The sequence below is a fragment of the Lysobacter sp. Soil_C_59 genome, assembly GCF_057656415.1.
Map to the genome: position 1 here is coordinate 181,750 of NZ_JBDGKK010000002.1, position 25,061 is coordinate 206,810.

23 protein-coding genes are annotated in these 25,061 nt (G+C 68.2%); 12 read left to right on the forward strand and 11 right to left on the reverse strand.

All coding sequences use genetic code 11. The features are described from left to right. Nucleotides 1–6 precede the first annotated feature (6 nt). The 11 genes from dprA (at nucleotide 7) to AC3A3Q_RS04395 (ending at nucleotide 12,142) form a co-directional block, all read left to right on the forward strand. Nucleotides 7–1,170 (forward strand): DNA-processing protein DprA, encoded by a 1,164-nt coding sequence (dprA, locus tag AC3A3Q_RS04345; RefSeq protein ID WP_487585064.1) that lies wholly within the window; start codon nucleotides 7–9, stop codon nucleotides 1,168–1,170. Nucleotides 1,171–1,247: 77 nt separating this feature from the next. After that, nucleotides 1,248–1,736: a DUF494 family protein gene (locus tag AC3A3Q_RS04350; protein ID WP_487585065.1), complete on the forward strand. Its 489-nt coding sequence runs from the start codon at nucleotides 1,248–1,250 to the stop codon at nucleotides 1,734–1,736. A 294-nt stretch (nucleotides 1,737–2,030) separates the two neighbouring features. Beyond that, entirely contained in the window at nucleotides 2,031–4,541 is a 2,511-nt protein-coding gene (locus AC3A3Q_RS04355; protein ID WP_487585066.1) for a DNA topoisomerase I, read from the forward strand. Between the two features lie 52 nt (nucleotides 4,542–4,593). After that, nucleotides 4,594–5,154, forward strand: a complete 561-nt coding sequence (gene tsaC, locus AC3A3Q_RS04360) for an L-threonylcarbamoyladenylate synthase type 1 TsaC (protein ID WP_487585067.1) — start codon at nucleotides 4,594–4,596, stop codon at nucleotides 5,152–5,154. A gap of 105 nt (nucleotides 5,155–5,259) precedes the next feature. Then, complete coding sequence (locus AC3A3Q_RS04365; protein ID WP_487585068.1) at nucleotides 5,260–5,868, forward strand: DUF1579 domain-containing protein; 609 nt, start codon at nucleotides 5,260–5,262, stop codon at nucleotides 5,866–5,868. Nucleotides 5,869–5,881: 13 nt separating this feature from the next. Next, nucleotides 5,882–6,640: a hypothetical protein gene (locus AC3A3Q_RS04370; RefSeq protein ID WP_487585069.1), complete on the forward strand. Its 759-nt coding sequence runs from the start codon at nucleotides 5,882–5,884 to the stop codon at nucleotides 6,638–6,640. A gap of 44 nt (nucleotides 6,641–6,684) precedes the next feature. Further along, entirely contained in the window at nucleotides 6,685–7,326 is a 642-nt protein-coding gene (locus AC3A3Q_RS04375; protein WP_487585070.1) for a DUF4124 domain-containing protein, read from the forward strand. A gap of 168 nt (nucleotides 7,327–7,494) precedes the next feature. Next, nucleotides 7,495–9,366: a CocE/NonD family hydrolase gene (locus AC3A3Q_RS04380; RefSeq protein WP_487585071.1), complete on the forward strand. Its 1,872-nt coding sequence runs from the start codon at nucleotides 7,495–7,497 to the stop codon at nucleotides 9,364–9,366. Between the two features lie 93 nt (nucleotides 9,367–9,459). Beyond that, nucleotides 9,460–10,365 carry a dienelactone hydrolase family protein gene (locus AC3A3Q_RS04385; protein WP_487585072.1) on the forward strand — a complete coding sequence of 302 codons (906 nt, stop codon included), beginning with the start codon at nucleotides 9,460–9,462 and terminating at the stop codon, nucleotides 10,363–10,365. Between the two features lie 87 nt (nucleotides 10,366–10,452). Continuing rightward, on the forward strand, nucleotides 10,453–11,874 hold the full coding sequence (locus tag AC3A3Q_RS04390; RefSeq protein ID WP_487585073.1) for a pyridoxal phosphate-dependent decarboxylase family protein: 1,422 nt from the start codon (nucleotides 10,453–10,455) through the stop codon (nucleotides 11,872–11,874). Between the two features lie 13 nt (nucleotides 11,875–11,887). Then, complete coding sequence (locus AC3A3Q_RS04395; protein ID WP_487585074.1) at nucleotides 11,888–12,142, forward strand: hypothetical protein; 255 nt, start codon at nucleotides 11,888–11,890, stop codon at nucleotides 12,140–12,142. On the opposite strand, the gene AC3A3Q_RS04400 is transcribed toward AC3A3Q_RS04395, so the two are convergent. From AC3A3Q_RS04400 to AC3A3Q_RS04440, 9 genes are all read right to left on the reverse strand, one after another. Beyond that, a complete protein-coding gene (locus AC3A3Q_RS04400; protein WP_487585075.1) occupies nucleotides 12,139–12,984 on the reverse strand; it encodes a CPBP family intramembrane glutamic endopeptidase in 846 nt (281 codons plus the stop codon). The two genes, AC3A3Q_RS04395 and AC3A3Q_RS04400, sit on opposite strands and share 4 nt — an antisense overlap. Then, nucleotides 12,981–13,862 carry a bile acid:sodium symporter family protein gene (locus tag AC3A3Q_RS04405; RefSeq protein WP_487585076.1) on the reverse strand — a complete coding sequence of 294 codons (882 nt, stop codon included), beginning with the start codon at nucleotides 13,860–13,862 and terminating at the stop codon, nucleotides 12,981–12,983. The genes AC3A3Q_RS04400 and AC3A3Q_RS04405 overlap by 4 nt, the downstream gene beginning before the upstream one ends. Before the next feature lie 90 nt (nucleotides 13,863–13,952). Beyond that, on the reverse strand, nucleotides 13,953–14,957 hold the full coding sequence (locus AC3A3Q_RS04410) for a cupin-like domain-containing protein (protein ID WP_487585077.1): 1,005 nt from the start codon (nucleotides 14,955–14,957) through the stop codon (nucleotides 13,953–13,955). Nucleotides 14,958–15,034: 77 nt separating this feature from the next. Further along, the gene (locus tag AC3A3Q_RS04415) at nucleotides 15,035–15,514 is read right to left on the reverse strand and encodes an NUDIX hydrolase (protein ID WP_487585078.1); all 480 of its coding nucleotides are present in this window, start codon (nucleotides 15,512–15,514) and stop codon (nucleotides 15,035–15,037) included. Between the two features lie 58 nt (nucleotides 15,515–15,572). Beyond that, nucleotides 15,573–17,192: a PepSY-associated TM helix domain-containing protein gene (locus AC3A3Q_RS04420; RefSeq protein WP_487585497.1), complete on the reverse strand. Its 1,620-nt coding sequence runs from the start codon at nucleotides 17,190–17,192 to the stop codon at nucleotides 15,573–15,575. Nucleotides 17,193–17,196: 4 nt separating this feature from the next. After that, nucleotides 17,197–17,460, reverse strand: coding sequence for a hypothetical protein (locus AC3A3Q_RS04425; protein WP_487585079.1), 264 nt, complete (start codon nucleotides 17,458–17,460; stop codon nucleotides 17,197–17,199). Beyond that, entirely contained in the window at nucleotides 17,460–17,789 is a 330-nt protein-coding gene (locus AC3A3Q_RS04430; protein WP_487585080.1) for a hypothetical protein, read from the reverse strand. Before AC3A3Q_RS04430 ends, AC3A3Q_RS04425 begins: the two co-directional genes overlap by 1 nt. Before the next feature lie 21 nt (nucleotides 17,790–17,810). Continuing rightward, nucleotides 17,811–19,925, reverse strand: a complete 2,115-nt coding sequence (locus AC3A3Q_RS04435; protein ID WP_487585081.1) for a TonB-dependent siderophore receptor — start codon at nucleotides 19,923–19,925, stop codon at nucleotides 17,811–17,813. Nucleotides 19,926–20,367: 442 nt separating this feature from the next. Next, a complete protein-coding gene (locus AC3A3Q_RS04440; RefSeq protein ID WP_487585082.1) occupies nucleotides 20,368–21,144 on the reverse strand; it encodes an SDR family oxidoreductase in 777 nt (258 codons plus the stop codon). Nucleotides 21,145–21,237: 93 nt separating this feature from the next. Here AC3A3Q_RS04440 and AC3A3Q_RS04445 point away from each other — a divergent pair, with 93 nt between their 5' ends. Continuing rightward, a complete protein-coding gene (locus AC3A3Q_RS04445; protein ID WP_487585083.1) occupies nucleotides 21,238–21,465 on the forward strand; it encodes a hypothetical protein in 228 nt (75 codons plus the stop codon). A 72-nt stretch (nucleotides 21,466–21,537) separates the two neighbouring features. Here the strand turns inward: AC3A3Q_RS04445 and sppA are convergent, their stop codons facing one another. Together sppA and AC3A3Q_RS04455 are read right to left on the reverse strand one after the other, a co-directional pair. Continuing rightward, complete coding sequence (gene sppA, locus AC3A3Q_RS04450) at nucleotides 21,538–23,421, reverse strand: signal peptide peptidase SppA (RefSeq protein ID WP_487585084.1); 1,884 nt, start codon at nucleotides 23,419–23,421, stop codon at nucleotides 21,538–21,540. A gap of 164 nt (nucleotides 23,422–23,585) precedes the next feature. Then, a complete protein-coding gene (locus tag AC3A3Q_RS04455) occupies nucleotides 23,586–24,968 on the reverse strand; it encodes an MATE family efflux transporter (RefSeq protein WP_487585085.1) in 1,383 nt (460 codons plus the stop codon). Between the last annotated feature and the right edge of the window lie 93 nt (nucleotides 24,969–25,061).

Below are 25,061 nucleotides of genomic sequence, written 5' to 3' on the forward strand. Positions count from 1 at the left end.
TGGGCGATGCCGCCCGCCACGCCAGCGCCCCCTGCCATTGCCGACGACCTCCACGCCCTGCTACGGCTCGTGCTTGCCGGGGGCGCGGCCGCTCCACGGCAACACCTGCTCGAACGCCATGGCGGCCCCGCACGGGCGCTGGCTGCGGGTGCGGCCGCCTGGCGCGAATGCGGCCTGACGGCTGCACAGGCAAGCAAGTTGTCCAAGCCCGACTCACCACGCCTGGCAAATGCCGAGCAGTGGCTGCGACAGCCTGGGCACCATCTGCTCGGCTGCCATCACCCGGACTATCCGGCGCTGTTGCTGCGCGCACCGAACCCGCCGCTGGCGCTGTTCGTCGCCGGCGATCCTTCCCGTCTCTGGCATCCCTCGGTCGCCATCGTCGGCACTCGCGGGCCCACGCCTGCGGGAATCGCGCATGCGGCCGAGTTCGCCCGCGCACTGGCGCGATCAGGGCTGGCGGTGACCAGTGGCCTGGCCGCGGGCATCGACACCGCGGCCCATGAAGCCACCCTCGCCTCCGATGGCATCACCGTGGCCGTGCTGGGCACCGGTCCGGACGTCGCCTACCCGCGCGGCAACGCCCGCCTGCTGGCGCGAATCGCGTCCGGCGGCGCGGTGGTCAGCGAGCATCTGCCTGGCACGGGTCCGTTGGCATCCCATTTCCCAAGCCGCAACCGGATCATTGCCGGCCTGTCGCTGGCGACCCTGGTGATCGAAGCGGCCTGGCAGTCCGGCGCGCTGATCACCGCCCGCCTCGCCGCCGAAGCCGGACGCGATGTCTTCGCCCTGCCCGGCTCGATCCGCAACCCGATGGCCCGCGGCTGCCACCGGCTGATCCGCGAAGGGGCCGGACTGGTCGAGGACCCGGCCGAGGTCATTGCCGCGCTGGCGCCGCAGGCACAGGTGCTGGCGCAGGACTTGAGGACGCGCCTGAACGCCCCAATTCACCCCCGTGACGAAATCGTTGGAGGGGCGGCGAGTGATTCAGCCGCCAGTGACCCCGACTACCAGCAGTTGTGGCTGGCACTGGGTCACGACCCCACCAATATGGATGAACTTGTCACACGGACTGGATTGACGGCCGCAGCAGTGTCCTCCATGCTGCTGCTCATGGAGCTTGATGGTCGTGTTCAGGCACAACACGGCCGGTACTTCCGCAATCGCTGAATGCGTCTTCGTCAGCGACCCGCGGGTCACCCGCAAGTTTCTGCCCACCGCGCCGCATGCGGCGCAGGCCGAGGGAAATGAAAGAGAGCATTCTGGACGTCCTGCTGTACCTGTTCGAGCACTACTTCACTGAAGACGCGGACCTTGTCCGCGACCACGATTCGCTCCGCAGCGGTCCTCTCTTTGACGAGCTCGGCAAAGCCGGGTTCAGCCCCGCCGAGATCAACAAAGCCTTCGAATGGCTCGATGCGCTGGCCCAGCAACGGCCCAGTGCAAGTACGCCGCGCGCCGACGGCCCGACCCGCATATATTTCGGCCCCGAGCTCGACCGGCTCGATGTCGAATGCCGTGGCTTCCTGATGTTCCTGGAGCAGCACGGCGTGCTCGATGCCGGCCAGCGCGAGCTGGTGCTCGACCGCGCCATGGCGCTGGACCAGGACGAACTCGACCTGGACGACCTGAAATGGGTCGTGCTGATGGTCCTGTTCAACCAGCCCGGTTCCGAGGCGGCCTACGCCTGGATGGAAACCCAGATGTTCGAGGACGAGCCCGAGCCGGTGCACTGAGCCGGCCCGCGCCTGCCCGAACCGACAGTCGCCCCCACCCGGGGGCCTCGCCAGAGCGCCTCGCGGTGCTGCCGCGGCGGAACGACCGCCGCGAGTTCCTGGCTGAACGCAGCGCCGCCGCATGCGCCGGCGATCCCGACTTCACGCAGTCGCGCTTGACAGCCGTGGCAGGCGCGTGCCCTCAATAAATAAAAGGAAGCCCCCCTGCGCCCGCCCCGATTGCCGGCCCAGCCTTCCTCAGACCTCAACCGTTACAACCGCCAGCAGCGCCGGAACAGGTCCTGCGGAGCCCCCATGGCCAAGAATCTCCTAATCGTCGAGTCGCCTGCCAAGGCCAAGACGATCAACAAGTACCTAGGCAAGGACTTCACCGTCCTGGCCTCCTATGGCCACGTCCGCGATCTGGTGCCCAAGGAGGGCGCGGTCGATCCCGACCGCGGCTTCGCGATGCGCTACGACCTGATCGAGAAGAACGAGAAGCACGTCGACGCCATCGCCAAGGCCGCCAAGAGCGCCGACGCGCTGTACCTGGCGACCGACCCGGACCGCGAGGGCGAAGCGATCAGCTGGCACATCGCCGAGATCCTGCGCGAGCGCGGCCTGCTCGAGGGCAAGACGCTGCAGCGCGTGGTCTTCACCGAGATCACCCCGCGCGCCATCAAGGAAGCGATGACGCAGCCGCGGCAGATCGCCACCGACCTGGTCGATGCGCAGCAGGCACGCCGCGCGCTGGATTACCTGGTCGGCTTCAACCTGTCGCCGGTGCTGTGGCGCAAGGTCCAGCGCGGCCTGTCCGCCGGCCGCGTGCAGTCGCCGGCACTGCGCATGATCGTCGAGCGCGAGGAAGAGATCGAAGCCTTCATCGCCCGCGAGTACTGGTCGATCGAAGCCGAGTGCGCGCATCCGACCCAGACCTTCACCGCCAAGCTCAACAAGCTCGACGGCAAGAAGTTCGAGCAGTTCACCGTCACCGACGGCGACACCGCCGAATCGGCGCGCCAGCGCATCGTCAAGGCCGCCAACGGCGCCCTGCATGTCACCGACGTGGCCAGCAAGGAACGCAAGCGCCGCCCGTCGCCGCCGTTCACCACCTCCACGCTGCAGCAGGAAGGCTCGCGCAAGCTCGGCTTCACCACGCGCAAGACCATGCAGGTCGCGCAGAAGCTGTACGAAGGCGTGACCCTCGGCGACGAGGGCACGGTCGGTTTGATCAGCTACATGCGTACCGACTCGGTGAGCCTGTCGGAAGAAGCGCTGGGCGAGATCCGCGACGTGATCGCCCGCGACTACGGCACGCGCGCGCTGCCGGACAAGCCCAACACCTACCAGACCAAGTCCAAGAACGCGCAGGAAGCGCACGAAGCGGTTCGCCCGACGTCGGCGCTGCGCACGCCGGCGCAGGTGTCGCGTTTCCTCAGCGACGACGAGCGCCGTCTGTACGAACTGATCTGGAAGCGCGCCGTCGCTTCGCAGATGGTCCCGGCCACGCTCAACACCGTCTCGGTCGACCTGGCCGCCGGCAGCGAACACAGCTTCCGCGCCTCGGGCACTACCGTGGTCGATCCGGGCTTCCTTGCCGTCTACGAGGAAGGCAAGGACACCAAGACCAGCGAGGACGAGGACGAGGGCCGCAAGCTGCCGGCGATGAAGATCGGCGACCGCGTGCCGCTCGAGCGCATCCACGCCGACCAGCATTTCACCCAGCCGCCGCCGCGCTTCACCGAAGCGGCGCTGGTGAAGGCGCTCGAGGAATACGGCATCGGCCGTCCCTCGACCTACGCCTCGATCATCCAGACCCTGCTGTTCCGCAAGTACGTCGAGATGGAAGGCCGCAGCTTCCGCCCGTCCGACGTCGGCCGCGCGGTCAGCAAGTTCCTCTCCAGCCACTTCACCCAGTACGTCGACTACGACTTCACCGCCAAGCTCGAGGATGAGCTCGACGCGGTGTCGCGCGGCGAAGAGGAATGGGTGCCGCTGATGGAGAAGTTCTGGGGCCCGTTCAAGGAGCTGGTGCTCGACAAGACCGAGTCGGTCGATCGCAGCGAAGCCACTGGCGCGCGCGAACTGGGCACCGATCCCAAGAGCGGCAAGCCGGTCAGCGTGCGGCTGGGCCGTTATGGGCCGTACGCGCAGATCGGCACGGTCGAGGACGAGGAGAAGCCGGAATTCGCTTCGCTGCGTCCGGGCCAGAGCATGCACACCATCGAACTGGCCGACGCGCTGGAGCTGTTCAAGCTGCCGCGCAAGCTCGGCCAGAGCAACGGCCACGAAGTCAGCGTCGGCATCGGCCGCTTCGGTCCGTTCGCCAAGCGCGGCACCGTGTACGCCTCGCTGCCGAAGGAAGACGACCCGCACACCATCGATTTCGACCGCGCGGTGTTCCTGATCGAAGAGAAGGAAGAAATCGCGCGCAATCGCATCATCAAGCAGTGGGACGACAGCGACATCCAGGTCCTCAACGGCCGCTTCGGTCCGTACATCAGCGACGGCAAGCTCAACGGCAAGATTCCCAAGGACCGTGAGCCGGCATCGCTGACGCTGGAGGAAGTCACCCAGCTGCTGGCCGATACCGGCAAGCCGGTGCGCGGCCGCTTCGGCAAGAAGAAGACGGCGGCGAAGAAGGAACCGGCGGTCAAGGTGGCCAAGAAGGCAGTGGTAAAGAAGGCCGTCGCGAAGAAGGCGCCGGCCAAGAAGGCTGCCAAGAAGGCCACCAAGAAGACGGCAGCCAGCAAGGCACCGGCGAAGAAGGCCGTGGCCAAGAAAGCGCCTGCGAAGAAAGTGGTGAAGAAGGTCGCCAAGGCCTGAGTTCTGCCAGCAGCCTGGCCCGGGCGCATTGCGCTCGGGCTATGCTTGTTCCATGTCGCTGCTGACCCCCAACGAAGCCGCCAGCACGCTCCATCGGGGCGCCGTCATCGCCTACCCGACCGAAGCGGTCTGGGGCCTGGGCTGTGATCCCTTCGACGAGTCCGCGGTCATGCGACTGCTTGCGATCAAGCAGCGGCCGGTCGAGAAAGGCATGATCCTGATCGCCGGTTCATTGGATCAGATCGACGGTCTGCTCGACTGGCAGGCACTATCGCCGCCGCGCCGCGAGGCCGTGCTGGCGACCTGGCCGGGTCCCAACACCTGGATCGTGCCGACCACCGCGCGCGTGCCGCGCTGGATCACCGGCGCCCACGACGGCGTCGCCGTGCGCGTCAGCGCCCATCCCACGGTCATCGCGCTGTGCGCTGCGTTTGGCGGGCCACTGGTCTCCACCAGCGCCAACCTCACCGGCGAGCCGCCCGTACACGCCCGCGAAGCGCTGGATCCGCGCCTGCTCGCGCAGCTCGACGGCGTGACCGAAGGCGAAACCGGCGGGCTCGGCTCGCCCACCACCATCCGCGACGCCTCCAGCGGCGCCCAACTGCGCGCGTAGCCGTCACGGGCACCGGCACGCCGGCTTAACGGCCAAGGTCGTAGCGTCCCGGCGCCGGGCGTTGATCGGCAACGCCGCGCGGACCAGGCCCATCAGGAGGCCGTCATGAAGATCTCGCAGATCTCGCTGCTGACGCTGGCGCTGCTCGTCGCGGTTCCACTCGCGGCACAGGACAAGGCGGCCAGGGCAGCGCAGCTCACGCCCGAGCAGCAGGCGATGATGCAGGCCTGGGAAGCGGCGGCGAAGCCGGGCGAACAGCACAAGCAGCTGGCCGAAATGGTCGGCAAATGGACCACGAAGCAGACGATGTGGATGGATCCGGCCACACCGCCGTTGACCGAGACCGGCACGGCGACCAACACGCTGGTGCTCGGCGGCCGCCACATCCGCCAGGACTTCAGCAGCAAGTGGATGGGCCAGCCATTCGAGGGCGTCGGCTTCATCGGTTACGACAACGTCACCGGCAAGTACTACAGCACCTGGATGGACAGCGGCTCGACCGGCATCTTCGTTTCGCACGGCGATTACGATCCGGCGACGAAGACCTACACCTACCTGGGCGAGATGGCGGATCCGGCGTCCAAGGGCGCGAAGGTCCCGGTGCGCCAGGTCGTGCACGTGGTGGACAACGATCACCAGGTGTTCGAGATGTACGAGACCCGTGGCGGCAAGGAAGCCAAGACGATGCAGATCGACTACACGCGACAGAAATGAAGGAGCAGCGGCCATGACCGCCCACTCGCACCTATCGCCGATGCCGTCGACGGCGCATGCTGCACGCATGTCGCGCCGTGCCATCCCCTCCGCTTTCCTGCTCGCTTCGCTGCTGGCCGCGCCGGCGATCGTCAGCGCCGGCGACATCACCATCTATCGCTGCACCGGTGCCGACGGCAAGCTGACCCTGCGCGACACGCCGTGCCACAAGGGCGAGACCCAGCAGGCCAAGGAAATGCAGCGGCCCAAGGATCCACCCAAGCGCGCCAAGGCCACGACGACGCGCGCTTCGTCGCGCGCCGTGGCAGCCACGGCCGCCACGGCGGCGGCGCCTGTCGCCACCACGCGCTACATCGTGATGACACCGCCCAAGCCCATGTACGAATGCACCACGCCCGACGGCACCAGCTACATGAGCGACACCGCCGAGGGCAACCCGCGCTGGATGCCGCTGTGGGCGCTGGGCTACCCGGTGGTGGATTCGCGCACTTCGCTCGGCGACAACATCGGCGGACGTCCCGGCCGGCCTTCGGGCACGCAACCCGGACCGCCGATGGGTGGCCAGTTCGTCTATGACCCCTATGGCCCCGGTTCCTGGGTCCGCGACGCGTGCAGCGAGCTGCCACAGCAGGAAGTCTGCGCACGCCTGCGCGATCGCCGCTGGGAACTCGGGCGCGCCTACAACAGTGCCCTGCAGAGCGAGCGTCAGCAGATCGACGTGGAGCAGCGCGGCATCGATGCACGCTTGGCCAATGATTGCGGTGATGCCTGATGCGGTTGACCGGGGGGAGCGTCGCGCGTCGACGACTGATCTGCTTGCTGTTGTTGCTTGCCGCGGCGCCGCTCGCGCAGGCGCAGGTGGTGATCTATCGCTGCACCGATGCCAGCGGCGAGGTGACGCTGCAGAACGGCACCCCGTGCCCGAAGGGCAGCAAGGAGGTCAAGCGCGTGGTCGAGGCGGCACCCTCGCAGTCTCGCGAGCAGTTCCTCTCCGGTAGCACCGCGCCGGCCCGGGCCGCACCGCCCGCAGTGCCCATGGCTCCGCCGGCAACGCCGGCTGCTGCTGCACCTGTGGCTGCGCCGGTTGCGTCGGCATCCGCGCCAGCAGTGCCTGCTACTGACCGCGGCCTGCGGACACCTCCGCCGCTGTTCGAATGCCGCACCTGGGAAGGCCGCCGTTACCTCGGCGACGACGCCCAGCCGCCGCCGCGCTGCATACCCGTGGCGGTGACCGGCCTGGACGGAACCAGTGCGACCGCCGCCGCCGGCTCGGCGTGCCAGATGGTCGACGACCAGTGCCAGGCGGTGCCCGATGCCCTGCTCTGCCAAGGCTGGACGCAGCGGCTGAACGATGTCGAGTCGCAGTCGGTTGGTGGCGGCGACAATCGCGCGTACGCTCAGGCCGAGGCCAAGCGCCTGCGCGCGATCATCGACGGGAGCAGTTGCGCGGCTCCGTGAGCACGCGACGCTGGCCTGGTCACACTGGCCTGCCCACACTGGCCTGCCCACACTGGCCTGGCCACACTGGCCTGAATCAGCGGCTCAATGCGTTTCCCCAAGCGTCGCGCGCGCTGTCCGGCGACTATCCCGACTACCGCGTGTGCCGCAAGGAACGCCGACTTGGAGATGGAATTGTCCGCGGTCCGTCCTGCTTCCTTCTGGTGGCTGCTGATCATCACGAGCCTGATGGTCGCGTCGGTGGCTGCCGGCCTGGTCTACACCCTGCGCGGTTACATCCCGGCGCATTGGCAGGTGCCGGTGCGTGCGTTGCTGTTCAACGTGCGCATCGACGACCGCGTCTGGGTCACGATGCCCGACGGCGTCCGCCTTGCCGGCACGCTGTACCGGCCGCGCGGCGCGAGCGGACCGCTGGCGACCGTCTTCATCCGCCTGCCCTACGACCGCAGGCACTACGGCGAGGCGCTGGGCGATGCGATGTTCTTCGCACGCCACGGCTATGCGGTGCTGGTGCAGGACGTGCGCGGCAAGTTCGAATCCGAGGGCGAAGGCTTCGTGCCGTGGCGCCATGCCACCGGCGACGGCGTGGCGACGCTGGACTGGATCACGCAGCAGTCGTGGTCGAACGGCAAGGTCGGCACGATCGGCTGTTCGGCTCTGGGCGAACTGCAGTACTCGCTGGCTCGTGCGAACCATCCCGCGCATGCGGCGATGATCCCCGAGGCAGCGGGCGGGGCCGCCGGACTGCTCGCCGGCAACGCCGACTATTTCGGCTCGTACGAGGGCGGCGTGATGCAGCTGGCGGGCACCGCCGGCTGGTTCTCGCGGCACGGCAGCAAGCTGCCGCACTCGGGATCTCCGGAAGTGCCGGGCATGGCCGGAATGCTGGGGCAGTTGCCCGTGGCGGACCTGGTCCAGCGCGCGCGGCCGGGCCCGAATTCCTACGTCGACGTCGTCACCACGCCCCTGGGTGACGCCGGCTGGAACGACCTGGACTACGTCACCGACGCCGACCGCATCACCACGCCGGCGCTGGTGATCAACACCTGGGGCGACCCGACCATCGCCGGCACGCTGGCGATCAGCGAAGCAACGCGCCGCGGATCCGCGCAGGCGGGAGCCAACCAGCACGTCATCATCGCCCCGGGCAACCACTGCGAGCACGAACTCATCGCCGACACGGGCCGCTTCGGCGAACTGCCGGTTCGCAATGCCGAACAGCCGTACCGCGAGTGGTACCTGAAGTGGTTCGACTACTGGCTGCTCGGCAAGGGCGACGGCCTGGCGAGCCTGCCGCCGTATCTGTACTTCGTCATCGGCGAGCAGCGCTGGCTGAGTTCGACCACCTGGCCGCCGGTGCAGTCACGGCACCAGCGCTGGTACCTGCGCAGTGGCGGCAAGGCCAACGGCCGCGACGGCGATGGCACGCTGGGTGCGCAACCCGATGGCAGCGAGCATTCCGACGGTTACCTCTACGACCCGCTCGATCCGGCGCCCTCGCGCGGCGGGCCGCTGTGTTGCAGCGCCGATCCGCATGCGCTGTCCGGGCCGGTCGACCAGCGCGACGTCGAAACCCGCAACGACGTGCTGGTCTACACCTCCGAGCCGCTGGAGGCGCCGATGCGCATCGTCGGACCGTTGCGTGCACACCTGACGGTCTCGTCCTCGGCGCCCGATACCGACTTCGTCGCCCGCCTCGTGCACGTATGGCCCGACGGGCGCGCCACCAACATCCAGGAAGGGGCGCTGCGCGCACGCTATCGCGACGGCATCTTCTGTCCGACCCGGATGGAGCCCGGACAGACCTACCAGTTGACCGTCGACATGCGTTCGATCGCCTACCTGGTGCCGCGCGGACACCGCATCCGCCTCGATGTCACCAGCAGCAGCTTTCCGCGGCTGGAGCGCAACCTCAACACCGGCGGCCTCAACTTCGACGAGTCCGTGCCGGCGCGGGCGCTCAATCGCGTCCACCTCGGCGGCGAAAGCGGCTCCTACCTGGAACTTCCCGTGCTGGCGACGCCGGAGCCGGAGGAATAGCGGTCCATCCTCCCTGCACGTCGGAAAGGTATGCTCGGCATCCCGAAGCGCTGGTGGCGCGGACGCCCCAGCCGACAACCTGTGGAGACCGTCATGCCGAACCCTCCTCGCCTGAAGGCCACCGACTTCGATCCCGAAGTGCTGCGACTGTTCGACCAGTATGTCCACGGCGCGATCGACCGACGCGGCTTCCTCGCCGGCGCGGCGCGATTCGCCGCCGGCGCCGCCGGTGCGGCCGGACTGCTCGCCGCGCTGAGCCCGCAGTTCGCCGCGGCGCAGCAGGTCAAGCCCGACGACAAGCGCCTGCTCGCCAGGCACATCGAGTTCCCTTCGCCCAAGGGTTACGGCACCGGTCGCGGTTACCTGGTGCGCCCGGCCAAGGCGCGCGGCCCGCTGCCGCTGGTGCTGGTGGCGCACGAGAATCGCGGCCTCAATCCGCACATCGAAGACATCACGCGGCGACTGGCGCTGGCCGACTTCATCGCCTTCGCACCCGATGCGTTGTTCCCGCTGGGCGGCTATCCGGGTGACGAGGATTCGGCGCGCACGTTGTTCGGCCAGCTCGACCAGGCCAAGACGCGCGAGGACTTCGTCGCCGCGGCCGGCATGCTGGCAGGTATCGAAGGTGGCAACGGAAAGCTGGGTGCGGTCGGCTTCTGCTACGGCGGCGGCATCGCCAATTTCCTTGCGACTCGCTTGCCCGATCTGAAAGCCGCGGCGCCGTTCTACGGCGCAGCCGCACCGCTGGAAGACGTGCCGAAGATCAAGGCCGAGCTGCTGGTGGTGCTCGCGGCCAGCGATGAACGCATCAACGCCAACTGGCCCGCGTACGAGGCGGCGCTGAAGGCTGCCAACGTGCGCTACACCTTGTTCCAGCCACCCGGCACGCAACACGGTTTCAACAACGACACCACGCCGCGTTACGACGAAGCCGCAGCGAAGCAGGCCTGGGAGCGCACGCTCGCGTTGTTCAACCGGACGCTGCGCGAAGGCGGCTGACAGGCGCAGCCACGCGGGAACACTGCGTTCCCTGCGTGACGACAACGTGTCCCGTATGCTTTGCGCGTTCCCACGGGATACAGCGCCATGGCTACCGACCGCTTTGCGTCCGCCGTGTTCGACGAATACCTGGAGAAGGCGGCCGGGCACGCCTCGGCCTACCTGCGCACGCTGCCCGATCGCCACGTCGGCGCGCGTGCGAGCCGCGAAGAACTGCTGCAGGCACTGAGCGTGCCGCTGCCCCGAAAAGGCGACGAGGGCGGTGAGGTGATCGACCTGCTCGCCGCGCAGGTTGCACGCGGTGCGGTCGCCTGCAACTCGCCGCGCTACTTCGGCTTCGTCATCGGCGGCGCCTACCCGGTCGCACTCGCCGCTGACTGCCTCGTCTCGACCTGGGACCAGAACGCCGGCATCTACGCGATCTCGCCGCTGGTGGCGGTGGTCGAGGAAGTCGCCGCACAGTGGCTGCTGGAACTGTTCGACCTGCCGCGCGAATCCGGTGTCGGCTTCGTCACCGGCTGCCAGATGGCCAACTTCACCTGCCTGGCCGCGGCGCGCCATGGCGTGCTGCGACGCGTCGGCTGGGATGTCGAGACCGACGGACTGGCCGGCGCGCCACGCATCAACGTCATCGCCTCGGCCGAGTCGCACATCACCATCGACGTGGCGATGCGCTACCTCGGCCTTGGCACGCGTGCCTTGCAGCGGGTCGAGAGCGACGGACAAGGGCGCATGCGCGTCGATGCGCTGCGCGAGAAGATCGCATCGTTGCAGGGCCCGACCATCATCTGCGCCCAGGCCGGCAACGTGAACACCGGCGCCTGCGACCCGCTGCGCGAGATCGGCCGCATCGCCAACGATGCCGGCGCGTGGTTGCACGTCGACGGCGCGTTCGGCCTGTGGGCGCGCGCCAGCGACGCGCAGCGCCACCTCGCCGACGGCATCGAGCTGGCCGACTCGTGGGCGACCGACGCGCACAAATGGCTGAACGTGCCTTACGACAGCGGCGTGGCGATGGTCCGCCATGCGCAGGACCATCGCGCCGCGATGACCTCGGCCGCCGCCTACCTGATCCAGACCCAGGGCGCCGAACGCGACGCCGTCGACTGGGTGCCCGAGTTCTCGCGCCGTGCCCGCGGCGTACCGGTCTACGCGACGCTGCGTGCGCTCGGACGCGACGGCATCGCCGACCTGGTCGAGCGCAGTTGCGCGCGGGCAAGGCAGATGGCCGAACTGCTCGCGCGCGAACCTGGCGTGCGCATCCTCAACGAGGTGGTGCTTAACCAGGTGCTGGTCCGCTTCGACGATGACGACGACACCACCCGCGCCGTCATCGCCGGCGTGCAGGCCGACGGCACCTGCTGGCTGGGCGGCACCAACTGGCAAGGCCAGGCGGCGATGCGGATTTCGGTGTCCAACTGGGCCACGACCGAGGACGACGCGGAGCGCAGCGTTGCGGCGATAGCGCGCGTATTCCGTTCATCGCGCCATCGCCCGAAGCAATCGTGAGAGGAGCAACACCGTGATCGAAATCATCCTGCTGCTGGGCAAGGACGACTACGCAATCGTGCATTGGGAGCAGGCCCCCGACGTGGTCGACTACAAGGGCAAGCCCTTTTCGCTGCGCGCCGGCCCGCGCGCCCCCGTGCCGACCGACGGCAGCGAGCCTGAGCCGGTGGCCGTCTATGCGCCGGACGAACTCACCGAAGAAGAGTTCCAGGACCTGTTCTATGCGCTGCAGCCGAAGATCCCGGAGCTTGCGCTGAAATACGCCTAGGCCCTGGCGGCCTGTCGCTTCCGCGTCCACTGCACCAGCGCCACCATGCTCGCCAGCACCACCACCGCGGTGATGATCGACGTCTCCGGCCCGAACTCGCCCCCGGTCAGCCAGGCCGGTCCGTGGTAGATGCTTTCCAGCGGCGCCTTCGCGCGCCAGTCTTCCAGGCCCGACAGCGGGATGCCGGTGGCGAAGATCGCGAAGTTCCAGGCGGCGTGGTGCAAGCCGACGACCCACAGGTTGCGCGAGGCGATGAAGACGCAGGTCCAGAACGCGCCGATCAGCGTCAACGCCAGCACCATCGCCACGTCGGCACCGGCGTTGAACCAGTGCATGACCGCGAAAGCCAGCGATTGCAGCAGCACCGCCGCGACCGTTCCCATCGCACCTTCGAGGGCGCGGAACACGATGCCGCGGAACACGATCTCCTCGATCACCGCCGCCGCCAGGATCGCGCCCGCGATCGGCGGCACGCCCTGCATCCCGCGGACCGCGACCACTTCGTAGTTGCCCATTGCGAACAGCGACAGTGTGGTGATCGAGATCAGCAGCGCGCCCGACAGCGCGCCAAGGACGATGCCCAGCGGAACGATGCGCAGCTCCGTGGCCGCGCGCTTCTCGTGGAAACGGACGTAGAGCCAGTAGCCGAGCAGGGCGAACGCCAGGATGCCGCTGCGCCTGAGCACGGCCGTCGCCGGCTCGGCCAGGTGGAATACCGCCGTCAGCGCGGGCAGCAGCAGTGAGCGGAACAGCAGCATCGACAGGGTGACCGCGGCCAGTCCCAGCACCAGCTTCAGCAGCGCCTGCCAGGCCCGCCGCGGAATCGAAGGTGACGCTGTCATGGCGACGCGACGCCGCGCGCCCGGTCGCGGCTGACCAGCCAGCCGAAGACCGCGGCGGTGACAAACATGATCAGGCTGTAGATCGCCGCGGGAATCGCCATCGTCGGATTATCGAGCAGGCTCGGGCTCAAGGCGACGGCAATGGCCAGCGTGCCGTTGTGGATGCCGATCTCCATGCCGATGGCGATGGCCTGGCGCTTGTCCATGCCGATGAGCCGGGGCACCCAGTAACCGACCAGCAGGCTGGCCACGTTGAAGGCGAGCGCGGCCAATCCGATGACCGGCGCGTAGGTGACCAGGGTCGTCCAGTCGCGCGCCACGGCCACGGCGATGATCGCCACCAGCACCACCACCGACGCGATCCGCACCGGACGGGTCATGCGCTGCGCGAATGCGGAGCGGCGCGCACGCACGGCCATGCCGATCGCCACAGGCACCAGCACGATCGCGAACACCTGCAGCACCTTGTCGAACTGCAGCGGCAATACATGGCTGTCGCCCATGAAGTACTGCAACGACAGGTTCACCAGCACCGGCAGCGTCACCACGGCCAGGACCGAGTTGACCGCGGTCAGGCTGATGTTGAGCGCGACATCGCCATGCGCGAGATGGCTGAAGAGGTTGGCCGTGGTGCCGCCCGGCGAGGCGGCCAAGAGCATCAGGCCGACGGCCAGCGCCGGGGCGAGACCGAAGGCCTTCACCAGCGCGAAGCACAGCAGCGGCAGCAGCACCGTCTGGCATAGCAGCGCGACCAGGATCGGACCAGGTTGGCGGGCAACGCGGCGGAAGTCCTCCAGGGTCAGCGACAGGCCCAGCCCGAGCATGATCACGCCCAGGGCCAGTGGCAGCAGCACGGTCAGCAACGATCCGGATGTCACGGTGGAACTCCCCTTCCTGGCCGGCGAGTGGACAGTAGGGGGATTCGGCCTGGGCCGCAATCGTCGCGACCGCAGCACGCTGCCATCGGATCAGCGGCCGATCATCTTCCTCAGTTTCGCCACCACCTCGGGCGTCAGCGGGCCGAGGATGCCGCGCCTGGCTGCTGGAATGTGTGCGGCCGGGTCTTCGTCGGCGAAGACGTAGTGGTCGACGATCGCCTTCCACGCCGAACGTTCGGCCGGCGGCAACGACTTGAATGCGAGGATGCAGTGCGCCAGCGCATCCAGTCCCGGTTCGGCGACATGGCCCGGATACGCCTCCGGCCGCCACCAGTAGTTCACCAGGGCGTTGAGCGTTTCCAGCGATTCGACGTGATGCCACCACACCGGCGGGATGTAGATCGCGTCACCGGGTTCGAGGTCGGCCACCTGGGCGTGCTCGATCGCGTCACGCAGGCGCGGAAAGCGCGGATCGTCCTGGTCCTGCAATCGCGGCAGGCTGATCGCCGCCGCGGTGGGGGCGAAATCGAGTGGACCCACGTACAAGTTGCGCACCTGCTCCGGCGGGAACAGCGTGAAGCGGCGCCGGCCGCAGACGACGACGGCGAGATTGTGCGAACTGTCGAAATGCGCCGGCGTGGTGACGCGGTTGCCCATCCACAGTCGCGGTCGCGCAGATGGGCCGAGCAGAGGCAGCGCATGCTCGTCCAGGATTCCCGGAAGGCTGTCGGCGATCAGCGCGCTCTGCATGGCAACGCCCGGCGTCTGCCCTTCCTCCTGCCGGCTATACGAAGCCAGTCGCTGCAGGACCTGGGTCACGGTCACGCGGAACCGCTTGTAGTTGAAGCCCTCCAGCTGCGCGTCGTAGCCAACCACGCCGCCGGCGTCGGGCGGCATGACGAGCGCGTCGACCGGCGTGCCGTTGTCGTAGCCGACCAGTGCCTGCGCGAACGCCGTGTCCGATTGCGTTGCGAGTGCCACCAGCGGCCAGTCCCGGCACAGGCCGCGCAGTACCACGGGCCGGCCGCCGTCGACGAGGCGCTCGGTGTTGATCGGTGGCGCATCGCGCGCGATTTCCTCGATGGCGGTCGGCATCAGGCTCGTGCAAGTCGCAGGGTGCGGATGTCGATGCTAACGGATCGGACGTTGCGGTGGCCCCGCTCAGGTCCTGCTCAGTCCGGCCCGCGAAGGCACAGCTGGCGCGCCGGCGACGCCACGCCGGTGACGTACTCGACCACCGAGCGCAGGCCGTCCTTGAGGCCGCGGTAGTGGACCAGCGCGAGCGCCTCCTCCGCCGTGACCCAGCGATGCTCGCCATGCTCGTCCGGATTGAGTCGGACGTCATCGGCCTCGACCTGCACGGCGAACACGCTGAACAGCTGCATCTCGTCGAAGCGGCGGTTGTAGATGGTGTACGTGTGCTCGGCAGCCCAGATCGCCAGCGCTGCCAGGCCATACGAAGCGAGCACGCGGTCGATGGCCTGCGTCATCGACTCGTCGTCGCCGCGCGGATTGCTGGGGATCTGCCAGAAACGGCCGCCGTTGAAGTAGCGGTCGGCTTTCAACTGCGAGCTGTGCAGCAGCAGGTAGCGGACCGCATCGGCATCACGCCGGAAGACCCACAGATCGAAGACGCCGGGGTTGAGTTTCATGGCCGGTTACCAGGTGCGCGCCGCGGGGACGCGCCGACTCTAGCATCGGACCGGCGCTCTATTCCTGGTCCGTAACCAGCTTCGATGTCGGCTGCGCGGCGCGTGCGCGGGGGTCCGCCCAGACACTGTTGGCCTCGCCATCGCGGGCGCGTCGCGCAGTGGCGCGTGCCAGCCAGGCGAAGCCAAAGGCCATGGCCAATGCGCCGGCATCGATGGCAAACAGCGGCCATTCGCCCTTCATCGCCGCCACCCACAGCCAGGCCCCGGTCACCAGGCCGTGCGCGACCGGCACGAAGGCGGTGGTTACGGCCGCCGCCCACAGCAGTTCCTGCGCCGCCCGCACCGGCGGCCGCAGCGCCGCCCAAAGTGCGCACAGCGCCCAGGTGACGAAGCAGGCGGTCTTGATCGTCAGCTCGACGTCGCCGGCTATGCGCAACGCCGGCCACTGCGCCAGCTGGGTGGCGACGAACGCCACAGAGATCGCCACGCACACGCCGATGCACACGCCGACCGTGGCCCGCGCCATGCCGAGCTGCGCCGCGCCCTGGCCGGGCTGGCGACGCTTGCGGCGCGACTCGACCCACAGCAGGTTGCCGGAGTAGAACAGGAACGCACCGCCGATGCCGAGCACGAAGTACAGCACGCGCACCCAGGTGTTGCCGTACTCGCCGAAGTGCAGCGCGTAGGCCGAGGCCAGCGTGGCGTGGTTGGCATCGCGGCTTCCGGGCAACTGCGTTGCCAGCAGCGCGCCGGTGTTGGCATTCATCGCCACCGCGCCGATCGGGCCGAGCGAGCCGGGCGATTCGCCCGAGATCTCGATGGTGGCATTGGCATCGCCGGCATGCGCCAGCTTGAAGTAGGCCGGCTCGAACGAGGCCAGGCCCTGCGCGCGCGCAATCTCCATGGAGCGCGCATGCAGCATCGCCAGCGAACCCATCGGCTGTTCGCGACCGGCGGCCGAGGCCACCGGTGCGGTGTCCATCGCAGGTCCCAGCGCGGCCATCAGTTCGCCGCGATAGATCAGCGGATTGAGCGCCATCATCACGACCATCACCAGGCACAGCAGCGCGCCGGTGACCGCGAACATCACGTGCATCGGCAGGCTCAGCACGCCGATGACGTTGTGCGCGTCCTGCCAGAAGCGCTTGAGGTTGCGACCCGGGCGCAGCGCGAACAGATCGTCGGCGAGCTTCGGCAGGTGGATCACCACACCGGAAATCAGCGCCAGCCCGTACAGCAGGCTGACGATGCCCATCAGGTACTGGCCGGCAACGGGGATGCCGAGCGAGTAGTGCAGCGCATTGACCAGTTCCGACAATGCGCCTCCCGGCATCCTGTCGCTGCCGTCGAGGTTGTCGAGCGTGGCGTAGCGCCACGTGCCGCTTTCGTCCTGCCAGTAGCTGGCCGCCTGCGGGTACTCGCCACCGGGGAAGACCATGCCGACGTGTTCACGCGCCTTGGGGTGGCGGGCCAGCGTCTCGTCGAGCAGTCGCTGCGCATCATTCAGGCCCTGCTGCGTCGACATCGGCGCATGCGGTGTCTGCCAGGCCTGCAGGTCGTGGTGGAACACGGTGATCGCGCCGGCGTAGAACGCCACGAACAGTGCGAAGCCGGCGACCAGGCCAACCCAGGTATGCACGCTGGTGAAGGTGCGCAGGGTGCTGGACTTGAGCTTGATCACGTCAGCGCACCCACTGCAGCGTCTGCAGCAGCCACAACGTGGCGAGGCTGACCACCGCGCCGCCACCGAACCACGCCCACGCGCGCTTGCCGTCGCGGAACTGGAAGGCGAGCGCCATCGCCGCCATCCACACCGCGAGGAAAGCAACGATGCCGGCGACCAGCGTCGACTGCCACGGGCCTGGCAGCAGCCAGCAGACCAGGCCGGTCACGCCGGCCGACAGCAGGAAGCCGGGAATCGCAGCGGCGGTGGCACGGCCCCACATCAGCGCGACTTCCTGGTTTGCGACGGCGTGGTTTGCGACGGCGCGGCTTGCGACGGCGTGGCTTGCGCGGGCGAGCGCAGCGCCAGGTACGGCAACGCCATCATGCCCAGCATCCACGTGCCGAGCATCGCGCACAGGCCGGCGCCGCCGCCGAGCAGGCGCATCCACAGCACCAGCCCGACCACCGCCAGCGCCAGGCCAATGCGCGTGGAGCGATGCGGATGCTTCGGCTTCGGCGTCCAGCGACAGTTGCGCGAACCGGCATACAGCGCCAGCGCCGACAGCAGCGTGCTGATCAGGGCCGACAATGCCAGTGCGGTCGTCACCATGCGTGTTTCATGCCTGCGTGCTTACCAGTGGAAGCGCGCAGTCGCGGTGACCGTGCGCGGATAGCCGTAGTAGCACCAGGCCGCGCTGTTGCAGGCGCTGATGTACTCCTTGTCGGTCAGGTTGTTGGCGTTGAGCTGCAGGCGCCATTGGCCAATGTCGTAGTGCACGGCGGCGTCGAACAGCGTGTACGACGGCGTCTGCCACAGGTTGTAGGCATCGCCGTAGTGATCGCCGGTGTAGCGCACGCCGCCGCCGAAGCCCAGGCCCGAGAGCGCGCCGGAGGTGATCGTGTAGTCCGCACCCAGCGAAGCCACCTGCTCGGGCTGCAGCGCGATTTCCTTGCCCAGCGACAGCGGGTCGTTAGAGCGGGTCACTTCCGAGTCGGTGTAGGTGTAGGCGCCGTAGACGCTGAAGCCGTTGCCGACGTTCCAGCGGCCTTCCAGTTCGATGCCGTTGACCTCGGTCTCGCCCTGCTGGACCGAGAACAGGGTGTGGTTGGGATCGACCGTCAGCGTGTTCTCCTGCACCAGTCGATAGACCGCCACGGTGGCGAGGACGCGGTTGTGCGCCGGCTGGTACTTCACGCCGGCCTCGATCTGCTCGCCGGTGGTCGGCACGAACGCGTTGCCGTTGAAGTCGGTGCCCACCGTCGGCTGGAACGATTGCGAGTAACCGATGTACGGCGCCAGGCCGTTGTCGAACAGGTAGTTGATGCCGACGCGACCGGAGAACTCGTCGTCGCTCTGGTGACCGCGGGTGCCGCCGATCAGCTCGCGCGTATCGGTGCCGACCCAGTCCTGGCGCCCGCCGAGGGTTACCACCCAGCGATCGAGCTTGATCTGGTCCTGGATGTACAGGCCGGTCTGGTCCTGGTCCTGCACGGTGCGCGAGGTGTAGTCGGGCTTGACGATCGGACTGCCGTAGACCGGGTTGAAGATGTCCAGCGTCGGCGCGGTGAAGGCGAATGCCTGCGCGTACTCGTTGCGCGAGTCGCGGTAATCAAGCCCGGCAAGCAGCGTGTGCTCGGCGCGACCGGTGTTGAAGGCGAACGTCAGCTGGTTGTCGATGCCGGTGTTCTTCGACTCTTCCTCGGTCGCCCACAGGTAGCGGAAGAGCGTGCGCTGGTCGGCGAGCAGGCCGAACGCACCGACGGTGACCGCCGGATCGATGTCGGTGGTGCCGTAACGCACGTTCTGCTTGAACACCGTGCCGCCGCCGAAGTCATGGCTGTATTCCCAGCCAAGCGACTTCATCGTCTTGTCGTAGCCGTTGTAGCCCGGCTCGCCGGTGAAGCGGTTGATCGGGATCTTGCCGTTCGGGTTCGGCAGCAGCGTGCCTTGCGACGGCAGGAACCCGCCACCGGCGACGGTGTCGTTGCGCTGGTAGCGCGCGAGCAGGGTCAGCGTGTTGGCTTCGTCCGGCTTCCAGGTCAGCGCCGGCGCGACGTAGTAGCGGTCGTCATGGACGTAGTCGACGACGTCGTCGCTGTTGCGGGCCAGGCCGGTGAGGCGGTACGACCACTCGCCGCTGCCACCAATGGCACCGCCGAAGTCGAACGCGGCCTGCACCATGTCGTAGCTGCCGACCTGCAGTTCGACTTCATGCAGTGCTTCGGTGACCGGGCGCTTGCTGACGTAGTTGATCAGGCCGCCGGGTGGCATCGCGCCATAGGTCACCGAGGCCGGCCCCTTCAGCACTTCGATGCGCTCCAGGCCGAACGGCTCGACGCGTGTGATGCTGGTGCCCGAGCCATCGGCCAGGGCGAGGCCATCGAGATAGCGAGCCGGGGTGAAGCCGCGCACCAGCAGCCAGTCGCTTCGGGGATCCGGGCCGTAACCGCCACCCTGGGTACCGGCCGTGTACCACACCGCTTCCTCGGCGCCGTGCACTGCGCGGTCGCGCAGCTGCTCGTCGGTGATCACCGACACCGAGGCCGGGATCTCGCGCAGCGGCGTATCGGTCTTGGTCGCGCTGCCGCTGCTGCGGGCGAGCGGCGCATGCACCTCGACCGAGTCCAGTTCGGTGGCCGAGGGCGACGCAGCCTGGGCACTGGCGACGACCGGCGCGGCCATGGCGGTTGCGAGGGCCAGGGCGAGGGCATGGCGGGAGACAGCTGCGGTGCGTGCAAGGGACATTTGGAGACCAGGCAGGGAGGTGGGCACCCCGTCCATGGGGTGTTGCGGCGGCCACCGGGTGAACCGGTAGACATTCCGCTCGGCAAGAGATGGGAATGATTCGCATTCTAAAGGCCGGGCCGGCCGAAGGGCAAACGTCCACGGACCCGTCATTCCCGCGCAGGCGGGAATCCAAGGACGTGGCCCCGGAGCCGTCATTCCCGCGAAGGCGGGAACCCAGCGTCGTCAGCTGTGCAATTCGGATCACGCAGCGAGAACCCGAGCAAAGTCACTGGGTTCCCGCCTTCGCGGGAATGACGGGGTGAGGGGGAACGTCCATGGGTTCCCGCCTGCGCGGGAATGACGGGGTGAGGGGGAACGTCCATGGGTTCCCGCCTTCGCGGGAATGACGGGGTGAGGGGGAAACGTCCTTGGATTCCCGCCTGCGCGGGAACGACGTGCCTCAGAACCCGTAGCGCAGGAACCCGCCATCCACCGCGATGCACTCGCCGGTGACATACCCGGCAGCTGGCAGGCACAGGAACGCCACCGCCGCCGCCACTTCCTCCGGCTCACCGATACGCCCCAGCGGCGTGCGCAGCAACACCTCGTCGAGGTAGTCCGGATCGGCCAGCTTGTCGGAGGTACGGCGCGTGCGGATGTACCACGGTGCCACCGCATTGACGCGGATGCCGTCCTCGGCCCATTCCACCGCGAGGTTGCGCGTCATCTGGTGCATCGCCGCCTTGCTCATGCCGTACGGCGCGCCAGTGCGCACGTGGGTCATGCCCGAGACGCTGCCGACGTTGACGATGCTCGACGCGGCGTGCCGGGTCAGCAACGGATGCGCGTAGCGCGAAAGCTCGAACGCGGAAAACACGTTCACTTCGAACACCTGCCGCCACTCGTCCTCGGTGTAATCGGTGGCGACCTTGCTGATGTTGCCACCGGCGTTGTTGACCAGGATATGCAGGCCTTCGCCGAAATCCTCGACCCAGTCGAGCAGCTCGCGGCGCTGCTCCTCGTCGGCGACGTCGGCGACGAAGCCCTGGATGTCGCGGTCGGGGAAGTCCTCGACCAGCTCGCTGCGCGCGGTGTCGAGCGCGGTCGAGTCACGCGCGGCGAGCAGCACGTCGGCACCGAAGCCGAGCAGTTCGCGCGCGATCGCGCGCCCGATGCCGGCGCTGCCGCCGGTGACCAGGGCCAGTTGTCCGTCCAGGCGCCAACGCTTCGGGTCCATGCCGCTCTCCGTATCGCACTGCGTGAAGGTGGTCGCGGCTGGGCACGTTGCCGCCGCTGTAGCATAGCCGGCAGACCAATCGAGGGTGCCCGGATGTCGCGATCGCTGCTGTGCGCGTTGATGGCGTTGGCATTGCTGGCCGGGTGCTCCAAGCCGAAGCCGCCGGACAAGGACCGGCCGCCCGAGCCGCAGGCGACGCAGTTGCGCGACGCGATGCAGGCGCCGCTGGAGCAGGCAAAGCAGGCCCAGGAAGAGGCGAAGCAGGCTGCGGAGGAGCAGCGAAAGGCGATCGAAGCGGCCACGGACGCGGCCTCGAACTAGGCGCGGCGACCGTCAGTCCGCAACGAAAAACGCCCGGCATGGCCGGGCGTTTTTCTGTTCAACCCTGCCGCATCACAACCCGCAGAAGCAGTACGCCAGCGCCTTGACCGGCACGCCCCTGGTCGGCTGGATCGCACTCTCGAGGAAGCGCAGGTCGGCCGCGGCCTGCGGCGAGGCCTTCGCCAGCAGGCTGCGGGCAATGTCGGACTCGCGCAGCCAGGCACCACCGGCACGGCTGCCGACGAAGCCGGTGAAGAAGCGCTCGAACGGCGTCGCCGCCTTCTCGATGTAGCGCACGTGGTAGCTGTCCTTGTCGAGCTTGGCCTTGCTGGCGGCGAAATCGATCGCCTGCTGCAGGCCGCCGAGCTCGTCGACCAGGCCGCGTTCCTTGGCCTGCTCGCCGCTCCAGACGCGGCCGCGGGCGATCGAGTCGACCTGCTCGACCGGCTTGTTGCGGGCCGTGGCGACGCGACCGGTGAAGTCGCGGTAACCCTTGTCGATCACCGACTGGATCACCTGGCCGACTTCCGGCTGCAGCGGACGGGTGATGTCGAAGGCACCGGCAAAGCGCGTGGTGCCGACGCCGTCGGAATGCACGCCGATCTTGTCGAGCGCGCGCGGAATGGTCGGGATCAGGCCGAAGATGCCGATCGAACCGGTGATGGTCGAGGCATCGGCGTAGATGCGGTCGGCATCCATCGAGATCCAGTAACCGCCCGAAGCGGCCAGGTCGCCCATCGACACCGACACCGGCTTGCCGGCCTTCTTCAGCGCGACCACTTCGCGACGGATCTGCTCGGAGGCGAACACTTCGCCGCCCGGCGAATCCACGCGCAGCACCACCGCCTTCACGTTGTCGTCGTCGCGGGCTTCGCGCAGCAGGGCCGCGGTGGACTCGCCACCGACCGTGCCCGGCGGCTGCTCGCCGCCGCGAATCTCGCCTTCTGCCACGACCACGGCGACCTGCGGACGACGCAGGTCGACCGCGTCCAGGCCGCTGTCGAGCTGCACCAGGTACTCGTCGAGCGAGGCCTGGCGGAAACCGCCTTCGGCATCGTCGTCGGCGATGCCACGCTGCACCAGCAGGTCGTCGACCTCTTCGCGCGTCTTCAGGCCGTCGACCAGCTTGGTCTGCAGCGCGAACTTGGCCAGGTCGCCCTGGGCACTGGCGATGCCGGTCGGCATCTGCTCGATGCCCTGCGCCAGCTGCGCGGCGTCGAGCTTGCGCGCCTTGGCGACGTCGCCGAGGTAGCGCTGCCAGACGTCGCTCATCCAGAACAGGTCGGCTTCCTTGGCTTCCGGCGATGCCGCGTCGAGCACGTAGGGTTCCGCCGCCGACTTGTACTCGCCGACCTTGAACAGATGCACGTCGACGCCGAGCTTGTCCTGCAGGCCCTGGCGGTAATAGGTGCGGTAGCGGCCAAGGCCTTCCAGCAGCATCCCGCCCATCGGGTCGAGGTAGACCTCGTTGGCCTGCGCGGCCAGCAGGTACTGCTTCTGGTCCATCATCTCGGCGAAGGCCACGACCTGCTTGCCGCTGGCCTTGACCCGCGCCACGGCCTGCGCGACTTCGCGCAGCGAGGCGAAGCCACCGGCCTGCAGTTCGTCGAGGTCGAGCACGACGCGTTCGATCCGCTTGTCCTGGCGCGCTGCATCGAGTGCGCGCACCAGATCACGCAGCTGCACTTCGCCGCCGCGCTCGCCCAGGGCCTTGCCCAGCGCGCGCGTCAGCGGATCGCTGCTGTACTGCTCGACCAGGGTGCCTTCCGGGGCGATGACCAGGGTCGTGCGGTCCAGCAGCGGCTTGGTCCGTGGACCGGAAAAGACGATCGCCAGGAACAGGAACAACAAGAAGAAGAACACCAGGTTGAAGACCAACCGGCGGGTGAAGTTCATCGCATCCCACAGCCCGACGAAGAACCGGGCGATCGGGCCACGACGGGCAGTGTCATTCATTGCAAAGGCTCCTGGCGTACGTTTCCAGCCTAATGGCAGGCAGCTTGGAATTCACCCGCCATTCGTAACACGGCCCACCGGCCCTCGGCGTGAGAGGCATGTAACGGGCCTGGACTAGTGGACAAGCAGTGGCGAAAAGGAAATGGCGGCGGGCGCGGAGAAGCTCAAGGGCCGCGCATCACCAGCCGGTCGGGCTGGCTCGAACGCAGGAAGCGGGTGCACAGCAGCAGCGCGGCCACGGTCAGTCCGGCGATCAGGCCGATCCACATGCCCTTCGGGCCCCAGCCCAGCCCCAGACCGAGGCCGGCGCCGAGCGGCATGCCGATGCCCCAGTAGGCCATCGCCGCGAGCAGCATCGGCACGCGCGTGTCCTTGAGGCCACGCAGTGCCCCGGCGGACAGGACCTGCACGCCGTCCGGGAACTGGAACGCCGCCGCGTACAGCAACAGTGACGCGGCCAGCGACGCCACCGCGGCATCGCTGGTGTAGAAGCTGACCAGCAGGTCGTTGCCGGTCAGCAGCACCAGTCCCGAGAACAGCTGGGTGCCGATGACGATCGTGTAGCCGGCATAGGCGGCACGGCGCACGCCGGCAAAATCGCCACGACCCAGGGCATGGCCGACCCGCACGGTGGTGGCTTCGGCCAGGCCCATCGGCACCATGAAGCACAGCGATGCCAGGTTGATCGCGATCTGGTGCGCGGCTGCCGGCACTTCGCCCAGGCGGCCCATCAGCAGCGCGGTGGCGATGAACAGGCCGCCTTCCATCAGCACCGTCACGCCGATCGGCAAGCCGGTGGCGAGCAGGCCGCGAATGATCGACCACTCGGGCAGGTCGAAGCGCTCGAACAGCTTGAGATCGGCGAAACGCCTGGACCGCCACAGCACGACGGCAAAACCAATCGCCTGCAGCCACAGCATGATCGCCGAGGCCACGCCAAGTCCGCCCGCGCCCATCTCCGGCAAGCCGAACTTGCCGAATGTGAGCACGTAGCCGACCGGCAACAACACCAGCAGGCCGCCGGCGCTCAACACCAGAGTCGGCAAAGTCCAGTGCAGGCCTTCGCTGAGATAGCGCATGCAGAAGAACAATGTCAGCGCCACCACGCCCCAGCGGATGCCGTGCAGGAAGGCGGTCGCGCCGGGGATGATCTCGGCGGTGATGCCCATCGGCCCCAGCGCCAGCGGGATGAAGGTCAGGAACGCGAACAGCACCAGCCCCAGCCCGAGCGCCAGCCACAGCGCCTGCCGGAACAGCGCGCCGATCTGCTCGCGCTGACCGGCGCCATCGAGCTGGGACACCGACGGCGGCACCGACAGCAGCGTGCCGATCGGCACCATCATCGGCAGCCACCACAGCGCGGTGCCAATCGTCACCGACGCCAGCGTGGTGGTGCTGTGGTGACCGGCCAGGACGTTGTCGACGAAGGCGATCAGGCCGGTCGACACGTGCCCGCCCACCAGCGGCGCGGCGAGGATGGCGGTGGTGCGGACTTCGCCGAGCAGCCCCTTGCGGGCGGGAATGGCGAGGGAAGCAGGCGGGGACATCGTTACAACCAGACGCACGACTGCGGCCGCGCGACCGAATCCGATGTCGGGCGCTGGCGCCGGGTCGCGGCGGGCCGCTATCTTAGCGGCTTG